Raw genomic sequence first — 16,284 nt, 5'->3', positions numbered from 1 at the left:
ATGAACTTTAAAAGTTTCTATATAACTTATCTTATTTTTGCAGCCTGTTTTACTTTAAGTTTCACAGGCTGTAAAAAAGATGATAAAACAGTGGTAAAACAAACCGAAATAAAATTCACCAAAGAAGGTGAACTTACCATTTTTAAAGCCGATTCTACTCAGGTAAATTTAGATATTGAAATCGCCGATACCGAATTTGACCGTGAAACAGGTTTGATGTATAGAGATGCTATGAAACCAAAACAAGGCATGCTCTTTGTTTTTGACGATGTTAGAGAACGTTATTTCTATATGAAAAACACAAGAATACCGTTAGACATTATTTATATTAGCGACAACAACAAAATTGTAAGTTTTCAAAAGAATGCCAAACCTTTTGATGAATCGTCGTTGCCTTCAAACCTGCCAGCAAAATATGTTTTAGAAGTTAATACCGGTTTATCCGACCAATGGCAACTTGCCGTGAACGATAGTATTAGCTTTGTAAAAACACATTAATAATGTCGTCTGCCTCCGGAATATTCCATAGCTTCTCCTTTACCAAAACCATAGCTAAAACCAAATGTAACAAAGCGACCACGAGCATTTTTACTATATGACAAAAAAGAATTTTGGCTAGTAAATCTCTCATCGATTCTTGAAACAAAAACATCGCGAACTCCTAGGTTTAGAACACCTCTACTATTCATTATTTTTTTCCGAAGACCTAAATCTAAAAACAGCATATCGCTCACTACGCTTTGTACGGTTTTATATTTAGATTGATAATTTCCGGTTGCTTCAAAATCTATATCAGCAGGCATTTTAAATTTCCCCATTAACTTGGAAGTCCACTGATTTCCTTTAAAATCGAACAACTGAGCTTCAAAACTTCCATCACGTTTAAAAGTATTATAATTAAAATCGGCATTAAGTGTTAACCAGTTTATCGGGCTATACTTGGTATTAAACTCTATTCCGTAAGTACTGTTCGCCCCAATATTCTCGGGTCTTGTTATATTTACATTATCTTCGGAAGTTGTAATACGTTCAATCACATCGGTCGTGTAGCGATGATACACTCCAAAATTAAGCGATGTTTTTCCGATATCGAAAATACTAGTCAATTCGTACGAATCTGTAAATTCCGGCATTAAATTAGGGTTCCCTTGACGAATGCTAAAACTATTCCTTATATTAAAAAACGGATTTAAATCCCATAATCGTGGACGGTAAATGCGCTTTGAATACCCGGCTTGTAAAGAAACCATATCTGAAATTTTATATGATGTATGTACACTTGGAAACAGATTTAAATAATTTTGATTATTTGCTTCATAAGTATTTGCTAATAAAGTCTTCAAATCGGTTTGTTCCATTCTAAGCCCTGTTTTCAATCCCCATTTTACTCCCTCGAAAGACCCGGTAGCATAAATTCCAAAAACATTCTGATTGTAATTAAAAATATTGGTAAGCCCTTCGTCCGTCACAAAATTTTCACCAACAAAGTTCTCCACTTCATAATCATTACTTACATCATTTATTACATATTGAGCACCAGTTTCCAAACGCCATTGTTCTGAAAATGGTTTGGTATAATCTAACTTAAATGTGTACGTGTAATCACTAAAATCGGCTCGAGTGCGTTGAACGGCATCTCTATCTTCACCTGAAACCGTAACATCATTAAACAAAGAAGATTGATCTTTGGCAAATGACTGCCCTAAAGCACTGAATAATAAATCATGATCTTCATGGTCTTCAAAATCCTTTTTATATTGAAGCTCATACTGCCATTTCGGATTGGTTGCCTCGGTTTCTTCAGTTCGATCCCATTCAGATATCAAGGCGTTTGTCTCATCAAACAATTTAAATAGATTATTTGAAGGTTGATCTTCTACCTCATAAGCAAAATTTCCGGAAAGCGTTACCACATTATTGGGATTGATATAATAATCAGTTCCTAAAATGATATTATAAAACTTTTCATTTCGGTATTCTTTTCCTGAATTCATCAGGTTTGTATTATTAATCAAATCTGTATTAATATTCTCCCCTACGTTAGGATTACTTCGTCTGCCTATACCAAGTTGCGTAAACAGGTTAAATTTTTCTGAACGTCGATTCAAACTTAATCCCACACTATGGTTATCTGGAATTCCTGTGTTCAGACTTAATGAACCGTTCACACCTTTACGCTCCTCTTTTTTAATAATGATATTTATAATACCGGAAGTTCCCTCGGCATCGTATTTTGCAGACGGATTAGTTATAACTTCAATACTTTCAATCATATCGGCAGTAATACTGCCTAATGCACCACCTTCACCGGTAAGAATCGAAGGTTTTCCATTAATTAAAATCTGAACACCACTGCTGCCTCGTAAACTTATAATCCCCTCTATATTTACACTAACTGAAGGCACATTATTAAGGACTTCCAAAGCGCTCATACCTGTACTGGAAATATCTTTACCTACATTAAAAACACGCCTATCTAATTTAAATTCGGTTCTGGACGTTTCTGCCTGCACTACCACTTCGTCTAACTGCGAAGCATCCTCCTGGAGCCCAATGGTTCCCAGATTTATGGTATTATTTTTTAAATTGAATTGTTCAATAGTTTTCGATAGAAACCCTATAAAACTTACTTCTATATAAAACTTTGATGCTTTGGTTTTAAGAGAAAAACTACCATCCTCAGTAGTTATAGCACCTGTAATAGCTTGTTTAGTATCACGACTGGCAACTACAATGGTAGCATAGGACAATGGTTGCTTACTACCTTCATCAATAACAACGCCCTTTATTTCAATGTTTTGTGAGCCACCCTTTACCCCTTGAAATAATAGGAATATAAAAAGAATGTATGTTGAAACTGTCTTAAAACTCATTTTTTAAACCTGTTATTAAAAGTTGCAAGTTAAATTAAAGTACTCACTTTTTAATAAATCTAAGGTTTAATTTGGGTAAAGGTATAAACCTTCCTTTTGTTCACCATGATGTAAAGTCTTTACATATAAAAAACCATTTTTAACATAAAAATGGTGGAGATTCAAGTCTTCAATGGTTAACCAAAATTTGGTTTCAGGATACATTTCTTTCAAACTATTTAGCCAAAAAGAGCCCAAATTCTGTCCTCTTCTGGATTCAGAAACATATATAAAGCCTAAATATTTATATCCTTTTTCAAAATAAGTATTTGCTTCTTCCAATGCATAAAACATATCCAGCGGGCATTTTGTAAATACTAAACCACCGGCTACAATTTCATTAGCTTCATTTAAAACAAAACATTCAGTTGACGACTTATAATCCTCCCACAACGGCAAAATACTCTCCTGCCAGTCCTGTGGAAGAATGGAAAAAAAAGACTGAACTTTGATGCACTTTTCAAAAATCATAACAACATTAAATTACAATAATCCCCATGACCACAATTTATCGGAGTCTTCAGTCCATCGATCGCCAATATCGGTACGATAATATCCGTTATTAATGATGACGTTATTAATACGATTATACATCATTTTCTGAGCATCTTTCATGGTGTTTCCAACCCCGGTTACCAAAACAGCAATTCCCGTATTTCCGGTAATAAGCCATTCGTCGTTTACCTTTTTTAAATGCATAGGATGCACGCCTTCCTTTCCGTTTTTCTTAAACACTACAACTGCATCTTTAGAAAACAGATTAAACGTTTTTTTATCGTCGTAAGGAAATGGTGGCACCACAATAAATGCCCCTACCTGAAAGCCTTTTTTTGTATTGATTTTAAACTTCTGTCTGGTTACGAGTTTATAAAATAACTCACCCAAAGGTTCATTTATACCCGCACGCTGAATTAACACCTGCGGATACCCAAAACGGGAAGTAAACTCCAGAGGATAAATGCCATTGCCATTCACAATGCAATTGATATCTATATGTCCTATAAAATTATGTTTTGCCAAAGTATGTTGAAATTTGAGTAATGTGGCTTCAAAAATAGGCGAGTCTTTCACCCAAAACATACTAGTTCCCATTTCACCGGTTGATACTCCGAGCTCTTTTGGAAATAACTTTTTATGCTCAAAAGTAATGTTTATAGGATAAATAAATTCGTTTCCATTAAAGAAAGCTGCAATCGATATTTCAACACCTTTTACTTTACGCTGCAACTGAAAGTTACCGAAGTTATTTCCCCAGGATTTTTCATAAGCTTTTAACACGCGAATCACGTCCAGACCTTCTTCATCACTTCCAACAAACAATAATTGTTTAAGCTCTTGTGTTTCTCCACAAGGTTTCAAAACATACGAACTCGGGTGGTTTTCTATATAATGAATAGCGTCGTTAAACGTGGTAAACTCCTTTGAAGGAATCACTTTTATCTTATGCTTCTTTAATTCTGCCTGACCAAAGTTTCGGTCTAATTCCAGGTTATCGGTATACTCGGTTCCTCCTAAAACCAATTTACCTTTAGCTCTTAATGCATTGGCAATTTTTCCATAACCTGTATAATCGAACACGATAATATCGGCCCAATCGACATGCTTTTCCCATTGCGCTGCCTTTGGCACAAATCCATAACCTATTTCCTTGGACGCTTTGTCTTCTATATATAATTTTACGGCGTGACCTTCTAAGTAAATTGTGTTAGCAATGTCCAGAGACTCGCCCCAACGCGAAACAAAAAGAAACTTTTTTCGCGACTGTGTTTGGGTTTTCACCTAAACAGTTTGAAGTATTAATTGATAATTCATCACAGATAAATTTTAAGCAAATGTATATAAATAACATATCAGTTGTACACAGCCTTCAACGACAAAATATGTTAAATTTTAAGCATAAAAAAAGCCCGTTAAAACTAACGGGCTTTCTATGTTTAAGAACTAACAACTTAGTCTTCTTTCTTCTTTTTACCTTCTAAACGCTTTACTGTATCATACATTATTGGCGATGCAATAAATAATGAAGAGTATGTACCTACTACGATACCAACAATTAAAGCAAACATAAATCCTCTAATAGAATCTCCACCAAAAATAAAGATTGCTAATAATACTACTAATGTCGTAGACGAGGTATTTAAGGTTCTTCCTAAAGTGCTACTTAACGATGTATCAACAATCTTTTGGAAATCCCAACTTGTATGTTCGTTAACGTACTCTCTAATTCTATCGAATACAATTACGGTATCGTTTAACGAGTACCCAATTACCGTTAAGATAGCTGCGATAAACGCCTGATCGATTTCCATGCTAAATGGCATGAATTTGTAGGTTATTGAGAATACTCCTAATACGATTAATACGTCGTGGAATACTGCTGCAACTGCACCAAGTGAATATTGCCACTTTTTGAAACGGAATAAGATATAAAGGAACACAACGATTAACGATCCTAAAATCGCCCAGAATGATGCTTGTTTAATATCATCGGCAATTGTTGGACTTACTTTGTAAGACTCCATTAAGCCAACCACTTTGTTTACGTTGTTGTTATCGATAAACTCTTCGTAAGACTGACCTCCTAAATAAGGTTGAATAGCAGCGAATAATTTAGATCTGATTTCTTCGTCTACTTCCTTACCAGTTTCATCAATTTTATACTTGGTTGTAATTTTTAAACTATTACTCTCTCCAACAGTTTTAGCATCAGCACTGTTGAAAACGTCTGGTTGAGATAATACACTCTTAATTTCTGAAGCGCTAACATCTTGTGGGAACACCACACGGTAAGTTCTACCTCCAACAAAATCTACACCCTGATCTAAACCATTAGTAGCTAATGAACCGATACCTAATGCAATAACAATTCCTGAAATGATATAAGCTACTTTACGCTTCTTTAAGAACTCGATATCAATTCTTCTGAATAAGTTTTTAGTCAATCCAGTAGAGAACTCTAACTGACCACCTTTGTTTACATACCAGTCGATTAATAATCTTGTAATGAAGATTGCAGTAAATAATGATGTAGCAATACCAATTAATAATGTTGTTGCGAAACCTTTAATTGGACCTGTACCGAATACGAATAAAATTAATGCTGTTAAACCAGTCGTAATGTTCGCATCTAAAATTGAAGATAAAGCGTTGCTAAATCCGTCCTGAATCGCTTCTTTCTGTCCTTTACCTTTAGCAATTTCTTCACGAATACGCTCGAAAATAATTACGTTCGCGTCGACCGACATACCAATGGTTAATACAATACCGGCAATACCAGGTAACGTTAATACCGCTCCTAATCCTGATAAGATACCAAAGATTAATAAGATGTTTAATAACATAGCAACATCAGAGAAAGCACCTGCTTTTCCGTAGTAAACTACCATCCATACTAAAACTAAAGCTAAAGCAATCATGAATGACATTGTACCACTATCAATCGCTTCCTGACCTAAAGATGGTCCTACAACATCACTTTGAATAATATCTGCCGATGCCGGTAATTTACCTGCACGTAATACATTCGCTAAATCGATAGCCTCGTTTAATGTAAAGTTTCCTGAAATAGATGAATTACCTCCAGCAATTGGTCCTGAAGTTACACCTGGAGCAGAATACACTACATTATCTAAAACGATAGCAATCTGGCTTCCGTTAGTAAATGCTTCACCCGTCATTTCTTCCCAGATTTTAGCACCTTTTGCATTCATTTGCATAGATACTGTTGGTCTGTTCATTTGGTCGTAATCCTGACGTGCATCAGTTACTACAGCTCCACTTAATTGTGGCTCATTATCTCTGTTTCCAGCTAAAGCGTATAATCCAACAACTTCACTGTTTTTTTCTGGTTTACCAAAAGCAAACTTCGTGTAACGCATTTCTGCAGGAAGTAAAGCTCTTACTTGTGGCATGTTTAAGTATTCTAATACTTGATTACGATCTGTAACTTCAAAATAAGCTACAATTGGTCCGCCTTGGTATCCTGGACCACGAATTAAATCGAAAATTGGGTTTACTGTATCTACGGCTGTAGAATCTGTAGTAGCATCACCTAAAAGATCGTCGATAGCATCTTCCTGGTCGTTGCTTTCAACTTCTTTAGTTTCAGATTTTGTATCAACAATATCTTTTAACGTTTCGTTCGCCTGAGTTAAGAAACCAAAAAACTGCTCTCCTCTGTAAGCATCCCAAAACTCTAACTGTGCTGTACTTTGTAATAAAGATGTTGCTCTTTCAATATCTTTAACCCCTGGTAACTCCACTAAAATACGACCAGACGTTCCTAAACGTTGAATGTTTGGAGATGTTACACCAAACTCATCAATACGCTTACGTAATACTTCGAAAGCAGAAACGATAGACTCGTCAATTTTTCTCTCGATAACCACTTTTACATCTGCATCAGACATACTTCCATCAATCTCACCATCTAATGTTTTTGTATAGAAAATATCTGGAGAAGCTAATTTAGTATCACCTTTAATCTTATCGAAAGCGATAAAGAAATCTTCTAAATATGTATTTTGAGAATCTTTTTGTAATTCTGAAGCATCATCTAAAGCCTTGTTAAATACAGGGTTTTTAGTATGATTAGCTAATCCTTTTAAAATGTCTTTTACAGACACCTGAAGAATAACGTTAATACCTCCTTTTAAATCTAAACCAAGGTTCATGGCTTTTTGTTTCACTTCGCTATAAGTGAATTTTGCAATACCCATGTTAAACACGGTATCATTGGAAATAGCATCTAAATATCTTAATTCTTCTGCACTTCGTTTTGCTCTGAAATCGTCTTCTGTTTCAGAGATTTTGTTGATGGCAACTTCTTCTGCCTCGCTCTCTATTTGACTTGCTTTAAACGTGAATGATAGCTGGTAAATACTTACCAATCCGAATAAAACCGCAAATAATTTTACTAATCCTTTATTTTGCATGTTTTGTTGTTTTTGTGTCACTCTAATCCACTATAAAAATGAATTAAACTTTGACACGCTTTTAGTTAATTAAAATTGTAATTGTTGCTCTAAAAGACGACATCTTTTAGATTGCTTTAAGTGTATATTTGAGTTGTTGGGAAGCCTTTATAAAAACTGAAGCATAACACAAACCATCAATTGAAAATCAATCAATAATATTCTGTTTTAAGCTAACCCTGAATATATAGGGCCTGCGCGTACTTCAGGAATATTACCCGTTGTATTATCTATAGCAACGGCAATATCTCTAAATACTTTTAACGCAACTTCAACAGTAAGACCGTTGTTGTTAACGTCTTGTATGGTATTGAAATAATAAACATATGGATTAAAAAACCTGTCGAAATCCTGCTTAGCACTAAGCATATGCTTTCCGCCAAAACCAGACGGTGCATCGTTAGCTTTGTGAATTTCAAAAACATCGAATTTATAGGTTTTAGACTCGTCGTCTGAAGGGAACTGGTTATTTGCAGTATTGCTATAACCAATATTTAGTGAATCATCATCAGAAAGTAAATCTTTAATACTGGCAACATCGGCAGCACTGTAGTACGAAATAACTACTTCTCCATTTTGCAGTTGCTTTACTTGAACAGCATCGGCACCGATAGCTTGCAGTTGACTGGTAACCTCCTGGATAGCACAATGGGCTTCATCAGATGTTACTTCAACATCTGTGAATTGCAGTACTATCTCCTGATTAGGCTCAGACGTTCGATTCTGATAAATACCTAAAAAGGAAATTAATACGATTAAAGCACCAAAGTACCATTTTGTTCTCATGCGCCAAATATAAAAAAAAGACTGTATTTCTACAGTCTTTCCTTAAAATATCTAAATTTTTCTTCTGGTATCTTATAGTTCAAGTAAACCATTGGTTTTTCTAACGCCTTCGGCGCTTGATTGCATGTGTGCTTTTTCGGCATCACTTAAAGGAATATTAACAATACTTTCAATACCGTTTTTACCTAAAATCACCGGTACTCCGATACAAATATCAGATAATTCATATTCACCATCTAATAAGGTTGAACATGGATACATTTTCTTCTGGTCGCAAGCAATCGCCTGAACCAATCCGCTAACTGCCGCTCCTGGTGCATACCAAGCCGAAGTTCCTAAAAGTTTGGTAAGTGTTGCGCCTCCAACTTTAGTGTCTTCTGCTACTTGCTGTAAACGTTCTTCTGATAAGAATTCTGAAACTTTCACACTATTTCTTGTAGCATGCGATGTTAAGGGTACCATACCTGTATCACTATGACCACCAATAACCATTCCGTCTACATCGCTAATTGGAGCTTCTAAAGCTTCAGCTAAACGGTACTTAAAACGTGCTGAATCTAAAGCACCACCCATACCTATAATTCGGTTTTTAGGTAAGTTTGTTGTTTTATGCACTAAGTACGTCATGGTATCCATTGGATTACTTACAACGATAATGATGGTGTTTGGTGAATGTTCGATTAAGCTGGCAGCAACAGATTTAACAATTCCAGCATTAATACCAATTAATTCCTCGCGAGTCATACCCGGTTTTCTTGGAATTCCAGAAGTAATAACACAAATATCGCTATCTGCTGTTTTACTGTAATCTCCTGTTACACCTGTAATTTTTGTATCAAAACCATTTAACGAAGCGGTTTGCATTAAATCCATAGCTTTCCCCTCGGCATAGCCTTCTTTAATGTCAACTAAAACGACTTCTGAAGCAAAATTTTTAATGGCAATGTACTCTGCACAACTAGCACCTACGGCGCCTGCGCCTACTACTGTAACTTTCATATTTTAATGTTTTATAGTTTAATATGTATTTTGATTTTTTTCAACTTTGTAAAGAAAGAACTTAAGGAATTGTTTTGCCAGAGAAAGCAAAAACTTTAGGTTTTCCCTTCCAAATTTACGAATTAATATACTCTAAATAAAAAAAGTGCAAGATTAAATCTTACACTTTTTCAGAAATTTTTATTGATTAATTTATGATTTATCTGAAGCCAAAGTTTAACCCGACAGAAAAGGCATTAAACTCAGCTAAATGGTATTCTGCATTAAATCTAAAAAAACCTATTTTTAATTTCGTACCAACTGTTCCTCGCATTCCAGATACTTTACTGGATACCGAAAACGGATCGGTTATACTTTGCGAACCACTTAATGGCCCTGTAGTAACAGTGTAAGTTCCTAATAAATCAGATTCCGATTTTCCGCTGATATACCCTACTCCACCATAAAAATTAATAATAGGCAATTTGGTTGAAGCAATTAACTGAAACAGCCAAGTATTGGTATCGTTTTCCAACTTCTGATTGTCTCCATCAACGCCCGACGATTCTGTTAAATCATAAGAAGCGCCAAGATGCGTATAAGCCACCAGACCAGAAAGTGCTACGGGCAATAATTTATCAGCCGGCAACCATTTGGTTGCTTCAAACTGTAATCCGGCACCGTACATATTAAAGGCAACCTCATCGGTTTTAATTTCAGGCATAAAACGCGCTTTAACTTCAATGCCTTTTATTAAGCCAACACCACCTTGAATAAATGCTGAGGGTAATAAATTACCACTTGCATTACCAATGCCCGAAGGTAATGTAATGCGTTCGCTGGAAAGCGGGTTATTTTTATCTGTGATTATAATATCGATGTCTGGATTATTTTCTCCTAAAGCGGTAGCCACCTGTTTTGATGTCTCTAAATCTGAAAAATTCACAACATAATCATAATCCGCACTGTTATAATCAGCAATATTCATTAAAAACGATTTATCCGATTTACTAATTAAAGAAGCATTCATAACCACCGAAATTTCAAATCCTCCTAAAGGTTTGGCATCAGCGGTATTAAACCAGTTAGCATTCATACTGTACATTAAACCATTGGTTGCCGGTGCCAGATAATCGTTTGTAAATCGTTGTGCATTTTCAACACCAGCAATAAGTAACGCGTCGACATCATTTTGGGCTTTCGAAACTAATGTCGCTAAACCAAAGATTGTGAATAAAGCAATTTTTTTCATTTTGTAAGTTTAGGGTTATTATCAAAAGTAGAAAAACAGAATCAAAAAACACCATTCAGCGTTTAAAATTAACATCTTAGCGATAATTAATTAAAATAAAAGTCTGAAACTTATATTAGGTGTTAATGGCAATGGAATAATCGTTTATAGTTTATAATTTTGAAAAAAGCTTACTAACCTTTATTACCAAAACTCAAAACCATCCCCACAATTTTAACGTATGTTATGTTAAAACAGCCATCCTATTTGGGTGGCTGTTTTTAAAAAAAGCTATATTTACAGTCATGAAAAACAAACTACTCCTGCTACTTGTCTCTCTAATTGTTCTTAGTTCATGTACTAAAGACAACTCTAACAGTTCAAGCAATTATAAAATTGAAAACCAACAGGCAACAGGAAGTTCTGCTTATGATATTCTTTCTGATGATACTTATAAAAGCTTAGTAATAGAATTAGTTTATGTTGAAGGTTTTGCTCCAACAGCGGCAGCATTAAACAATTTTCAAAATTTTTTAAATGACCGAATTTACAAACCTGACGGCATTACAATAGAAACGCGTGCCATTGCTTCTCCGGGAGAATCACCATATACCACAAAAGAAATTGCTGCGATTGAAGATAAGAATCGTACCCTTTACAATTCAGAAAACCAAATAGCTGTTTGGATGTTTTTCGCCGATGGAGAATCTGACCAAAACGATGAAAACAGTGTTGTTTTAGGTACAGCCTACCGCAATACGTCGTTTGTTATTTACGAAGAAACCATTCATGGCTATAGCGATAGCCGATACGAGCCCAACCGAGGCACATTGGAATCTACTGTGATTAACCATGAGTTTGGCCATATTTTAGGACTTACCAATTTAGGAACCGCCATGACCGAAGACCATGAAGATCCGGAACACGATAAACATTGCGACGTTGAGAGCTGCCTGATGTACTGGGCTGCAGAAAGCTCATCAAGTCTTGGAAACCTTTTTAATGCAGGAACCGTTCCGCAATTAGACCCGAAATGCCTTGCCGATTTACAAGCTAACGGAGGTAAATAACCCATTAATTATTTTAAACCTACAAATCATGAAAAATTTATTTTTTACAATTATTGGCGCAATCATATTTAATTTAAATTCTTTTGCACAAGATGCTCATTTTGGTATCAAAGGCGGGTACAATCTGGCCGCCGTACAATACGACGACGATTACGAAACCGGACAACGTCACGGATTTCACATAGGGTTTTACGGTGAATCTTTCCTTAATGAAAATATAGCATTGCAAGTTGAGTTTCTATATTCACAACAAGGTTTTGAATTAGAAGGAAACAATGCCACTTTCACCCAAAAACTGGATTATTTAAACCTACCTTTAATGTTAAAATTATATCCGGATAAGCATTTCTTTCTTGAAGCCGGACCACAGGTTGGTTTAGCTATATCACACAAAGAAGAATATAAAGGTTTATTTTTTGACGGATTTAGAGAAACCGAACCCGATAATTTTGATTGGGGTCTAAATTTTGGTGCTGGTTTTAAAACAGATTCAGGTGTATCTTTTGGCGCCAGATATCACTTAGGAATGGGAGATATTTACGACGATGGAAATCCGAAAAACCGCGTATGGCAATTCTACGTAGGTTTCGATTTCTAAAACAGGAACTTAATAAAAACAAAAAAGTCGCTTGAAAAGCGACTTTTTTGTTTTGTATATTCTACAATTATGCATCAATATTAGCATAAACAGCATTCTTTTCAATGAAATCTCTACGAGGTGGCACCTCATCTCCCATTAACATAGAGAAAATTCTATCGGCTTCAGTACCGTTATCGATTTGCACCATACGTAAAGTTCTGAATTCCGGATTCATAGTCGTATCCCATAATTGCTCCGCATTCATCTCTCCAAGACCTTTATAACGCTGAACACTTACACTACCTCCAAATTCTTCTGTAATGGCATCACGCTCTTTATCATTCCAAGCGTATTGCTTTTTATTACCTTTCTTAACTAAATATAATGGAGGTGTTGCAATATATACGTGACCTTCTTCAATAAGTTCCTTCATATAACGGAAGAAGAACGTTAAAATAAGTGTAGCAATGTGTGAACCATCAATATCGGCATCACACATAATTACAATCTTGTGATAACGTAATTTCGATAAGTTTAAAGCTTTACTGTCTTCTTCTGTACCTATAGTAACTCCCAAAGCTGTAAAGATATTTTTAATCTCTTCATTTTCGAACACTTTATGAGTCATGGCTTTTTCAACATTCAAGATTTTACCACGTAATGGTAAAATCGCCTGGAACGCACGGTCACGACCTTGTTTTGCAGTACCACCTGCCGAATCTCCCTCGACAAGGAATACTTCACATTTTGCAGGATCCTGCTCCGAACAGTCACTTAATTTACCAGGTAAACCACCAATACTCATAACGGTTTTACGTTGAACCATCTCACGCGCTTTTTGTGCTGCATGACGCGCCTGAGCTGCCAAGATTACCTTTTGAACAATAATTTTAGCATCGTCTGGGTGTTCTTCTAAGTAATCGGCTAACATTTCAGAAACCGCCTGACTTACACAAGCTGAAACCTCGCGGTTACCCAATTTCGTTTTTGTTTGTCCTTCGAATTGCGGCTCTGCCACTTTTACAGATACAATGGCTGTTAAACCTTCACGGAAATCATCACCGGCAATATCAAACTTTAATTTGTCTAACATACCTGATTCATCGGCATACTTCTTAAGCGTATTTGTTAAACCACGACGGAAACCTGATAAGTGAGTTCCTCCTTCGTGTGTATTAATGTTATTTACGTAAGAGTGTAAATTTTCGGCATACGATGTATTATACACCATAGCCACCTCAACAGGCACACCATTTTTCTCTCCTTCAAAAGAAATAACATGCTGCATTAATGGCTCGCGAGTCGCATCTAAATACTTGATAAATTCTTTAAGACCTTCTTCCGAATGGAATGTTTCACCTTCAAATTCACCATCTTTTTTAACAGCGCGTTTATCAATTAAATGAATAGTAATTCCTTTATTTAAGTAAGCCAGCTCACGCATTCTGCTTGCCAAAGTATCGTAGCTATACTCTAAAGTTTGTTGGAAAATAGTCGCATCAGGCTTAAAGGTCACGATGGTTCCACGCTTATCGGTTTCGCCTACTTGCTTTACAGGGTATAACGACTTTCCTCTTTCGTACTCTTGTTCCCAGATTTTACCATCGCGGTGAACGGTTGCTTTTAAATGGTCTGAAAGTGCGTTAACACAACTCACACCTACCCCGTGTAAACCACCAGATACTTTATATGAATCTTTATCGAATTTACCTCCGGCACCAATTTTAGTCATTACAACCTCAAGCGCAGAGATGCCTTCTTTTTTATGTAAATCTACAGGGATACCACGACCATCATCCTCAACAGTAATCGAGTTATCCTCGTTAATTGCTACAGTAATATTGTTACAGTGTCCGGCTAAAGCCTCATCAATCGAGTTATCTACTACCTCATATACCAAGTGGTGTAATCCACGAACGCCTACATCTCCAATATACATCGATGGACGCATACGTACGTGCTCCATTCCTTCAAGAGCCTGAATACTATCGGCCGAATAACCATTCTTGTTAAATTCTTCTTTTGCTTCGCTCATATTTCGAAATTATCTTAAATTTTAATCTAGTTAACACATAAAAAAATGACGCACAGGCATCATTTTATCAGTACAAACAAATATACGAAATAACAAGCCTTTCAAAAAGCTTTTTATCGACTTTATATATTAATTATCAACAATTGTTAATTAATTAAAAGTGTCTTAAATCGTCTAAAAAAGGCCTTAAATTTGATTTTAGCATTTTTATTTATTTTCTAAAATTTGAATTTCACCGAAATTCAATACAAGCATTTTAATCGCGTATTTACATCATGTAACTCCTTCTAGTTTTGGAAGATTTTCAGCTTAAATCTTCCTGTTTTCATTTAAAAGATTTAAATTCATCGTAAACATGATGTTTGTCACATTTTCATCATTTAGTAAGCAATAAATTTGCGTTACACTAAATAACTTAACACCGTTATGAAAATTAAAAACAAAACCTTAGTCTATTGCTTTTTACTCTCTCTATTTTTCCCTGCAACGATACTAAGTCAAGAGACAGAACAATTCAAACCTACCTTTAACTGGAACATTACCTCTCAATTCTGGCTTAGATATTCCGATTTAAATGACGGCTCGGAAATTCACGGAGAACCTACTTCTGATTTTTTTGATATTTCTATTCGCAGATTACGCATTCCTATATCTGCTCAAATAACACCAAAAATATATGCTTATGGTATGTTTGGCGGTAACAATTACAATTTTAAAGGCGATGACTTCCCTATTGGCATCTTAGATTTATATGTAGAATATTCTTTTGCAAAATATTTTGAGGTTGGCTTTGGAAAATCGGGCTGGCAAGGTTTAAACAGATGGAATATTCGTTCCAGTAAAACTTTAATGGGATTAGACTCTCCTCTGTTTACGTTAAACTCTGTTGAAATTAATGATGATATTGGACGTTTATTTGGACTTTGGGTTAAAGGTCAGGCTGGAAATTTTGATTACAGAATGACGTTTAACAGACCCTTTTATGTAAAAAACGTTCCGAATGGCTCTGTCAACTTTGCTAACAACAAACCCCGAGTAAAAACTTCAGCTTATGTAAAATACCAATTCTTTGATCATGAATCGAACAAATCGGCTTACCAGACTGGCACCTACCTTCAAAAGAAAAAAGTATTTAATATAGGTGCTGGATTTCAATATCAACCGGAAGCGATGAGCGACGGCGATGCCAACCTTGAGGAAACCAACATTTACGACATTACTCATTTTGCAGCCGATTCTTTTTTAAATCTTCCGCTTTCAAATGGCAATGCTATTACAGCATACCTAGGGTATTTCGATTACGATTTTGGTAAAGACTACATCCGAAATGTTGGCGCTAACAACCCAACTACTGGCGGCGGCACTGACTTTAACGGCTCTGGGGTTGCATTCCCAATGATTGGAACAGGAACTACCTGGTATGGACAATTTGGTTATGCTTTTAAAGAGGCACAAATTTTAAATCTCCCAACAGTTATTCAACCAAATATTGCTGTGCAACATTCTAACTGGGATGCTTTAAATGATAACATGACCGTATATGATTTTACCGTAAACTTTCTTATCAATGGCTCTCATGACAACAAAATAAGTTTAGGATATCAGCACCGTCCTATTTTTGATGCCACAACTTTAGAACAAAAAGACTATAAAGGTATGGCAGTTCTTCAATATCAAATTTCGTTTCATTAAACCCATTTTTAAAAATTAAACACAAAC

The 16,284-nt window shown here is 35.6% G+C and carries 12 protein-coding genes; 4 read left to right on the top strand and 8 right to left on the bottom strand.

Going from position 1 to position 16,284, the window contains the following annotated elements:
• On the top strand, positions 1–498 hold the full coding sequence (locus NO995_RS12105; protein ID WP_258227742.1) for a DUF192 domain-containing protein: 498 nt from the start codon (positions 1–3) through the stop codon (positions 496–498).
• Here the strand turns inward: NO995_RS12105 and NO995_RS12100 are convergent.
• The 7 genes from NO995_RS12100 to NO995_RS12070 form a co-directional block, all read right to left on the bottom strand.
• Positions 495–2,873 carry an outer membrane beta-barrel family protein gene (locus NO995_RS12100; protein ID WP_258227741.1) on the bottom strand — a complete coding sequence of 793 codons (2,379 nt, stop codon included), beginning with the start codon at positions 2,871–2,873 and terminating at the stop codon, positions 495–497. The genes NO995_RS12105 and NO995_RS12100 overlap by 4 nt on opposite strands.
• Before the next feature lie 66 nt (positions 2,874–2,939).
• Positions 2,940–3,383 (bottom strand): GNAT family N-acetyltransferase, encoded by a 444-nt coding sequence (locus NO995_RS12095; protein ID WP_258227740.1) that lies wholly within the window; start codon positions 3,381–3,383, stop codon positions 2,940–2,942.
• Between the two features lie 12 nt (positions 3,384–3,395).
• Entirely contained in the window at positions 3,396–4,691 is a 1,296-nt protein-coding gene (locus tag NO995_RS12090; RefSeq protein ID WP_258227739.1) for a phosphoribosylamine--glycine ligase, read from the bottom strand.
• Positions 4,692–4,861: 170 nt separating this feature from the next.
• Positions 4,862–7,846 carry a protein translocase subunit SecDF gene (gene secDF / locus NO995_RS12085; RefSeq protein ID WP_240574903.1) on the bottom strand — a complete coding sequence of 995 codons (2,985 nt, stop codon included), beginning with the start codon at positions 7,844–7,846 and terminating at the stop codon, positions 4,862–4,864.
• Positions 7,847–8,053: 207 nt separating this feature from the next.
• Positions 8,054–8,671: a hypothetical protein gene (locus NO995_RS12080; RefSeq protein WP_258227738.1), complete on the bottom strand. Its 618-nt coding sequence runs from the start codon at positions 8,669–8,671 to the stop codon at positions 8,054–8,056.
• A gap of 72 nt (positions 8,672–8,743) precedes the next feature.
• Positions 8,744–9,670 (bottom strand): malate dehydrogenase, encoded by a 927-nt coding sequence (locus NO995_RS12075; RefSeq protein WP_240574901.1) that lies wholly within the window; start codon positions 9,668–9,670, stop codon positions 8,744–8,746.
• Between the two features lie 199 nt (positions 9,671–9,869).
• A complete protein-coding gene (locus NO995_RS12070; RefSeq protein WP_258227737.1) occupies positions 9,870–10,901 on the bottom strand; it encodes a DUF6588 family protein in 1,032 nt (343 codons plus the stop codon).
• A gap of 284 nt (positions 10,902–11,185) precedes the next feature.
• Between NO995_RS12070 and NO995_RS12065 the strand changes: the two genes are divergently transcribed.
• Positions 11,186–11,950: a membrane metalloprotease gene (locus tag NO995_RS12065; protein WP_258227736.1), complete on the top strand. Its 765-nt coding sequence runs from the start codon at positions 11,186–11,188 to the stop codon at positions 11,948–11,950.
• Positions 11,951–11,978: 28 nt separating this feature from the next.
• The gene (locus NO995_RS12060; RefSeq protein ID WP_258227735.1) at positions 11,979–12,548 is read left to right on the top strand and encodes a porin family protein; all 570 of its coding nucleotides are present in this window, start codon (positions 11,979–11,981) and stop codon (positions 12,546–12,548) included.
• A gap of 67 nt (positions 12,549–12,615) precedes the next feature.
• Here the strand turns inward: NO995_RS12060 and gyrB are convergent, their stop codons facing one another.
• Positions 12,616–14,565, bottom strand: a complete 1,950-nt coding sequence (gyrB, locus tag NO995_RS12055) for a DNA topoisomerase (ATP-hydrolyzing) subunit B (RefSeq protein ID WP_240574897.1) — start codon at positions 14,563–14,565, stop codon at positions 12,616–12,618.
• 426 nt (positions 14,566–14,991) lie between these two features.
• On the opposite strand from gyrB, the gene NO995_RS12050 reads away from it, so the two are divergent.
• Complete coding sequence (locus NO995_RS12050; RefSeq protein ID WP_258227734.1) at positions 14,992–16,257, top strand: porin; 1,266 nt, start codon at positions 14,992–14,994, stop codon at positions 16,255–16,257.
• The last annotated feature ends 27 nt before the right edge of the window (positions 16,258–16,284 follow it).

This window comes from Aestuariibaculum sp. M13 (assembly GCF_024723255.1).
GTDB classification, from domain to species: domain Bacteria; phylum Bacteroidota; class Bacteroidia; order Flavobacteriales; family Flavobacteriaceae; genus Aestuariibaculum; species Aestuariibaculum lutulentum.
The sequence above is the reverse complement of the archived record's forward strand: the minus strand, read 5'-3'. Positions and strand labels throughout refer to the sequence as shown.

Coding starts and splice junctions, on each gene's coding strand:
- NO995_RS12105 (WP_258227742.1), top strand. CDS start 1: ATGAACTTTAAAAGTTTCTATATAACTTATCTTATTTTTGCAGCCTGT.
- NO995_RS12100 (WP_258227741.1), bottom strand. CDS start 2,873: ATGAGTTTTAAGACAGTTTCAACATACATTCTTTTTATATTCCTATTA.
- NO995_RS12095 (WP_258227740.1), bottom strand. CDS start 3,383: ATGATTTTTGAAAAGTGCATCAAAGTTCAGTCTTTTTTTTCCATTCTT.
- secDF (WP_240574903.1), bottom strand. CDS start 7,846: ATGCAAAATAAAGGATTAGTAAAATTATTTGCGGTTTTATTCGGATTG.
- NO995_RS12080 (WP_258227738.1), bottom strand. CDS start 8,671: ATGAGAACAAAATGGTACTTTGGTGCTTTAATCGTATTAATTTCCTTT.
- NO995_RS12075 (WP_240574901.1), bottom strand. CDS start 9,670: ATGAAAGTTACAGTAGTAGGCGCAGGCGCCGTAGGTGCTAGTTGTGCA.
- NO995_RS12070 (WP_258227737.1), bottom strand. CDS start 10,901: ATGAAAAAAATTGCTTTATTCACAATCTTTGGTTTAGCGACATTAGTT.
- NO995_RS12065 (WP_258227736.1), top strand. CDS start 11,186: ATGAAAAACAAACTACTCCTGCTACTTGTCTCTCTAATTGTTCTTAGT.
- NO995_RS12060 (WP_258227735.1), top strand. CDS start 11,979: ATGAAAAATTTATTTTTTACAATTATTGGCGCAATCATATTTAATTTA.
- gyrB (WP_240574897.1), bottom strand. CDS start 14,565: ATGAGCGAAGCAAAAGAAGAATTTAACAAGAATGGTTATTCGGCCGAT.
- NO995_RS12050 (WP_258227734.1), top strand. CDS start 14,992: ATGAAAATTAAAAACAAAACCTTAGTCTATTGCTTTTTACTCTCTCTA.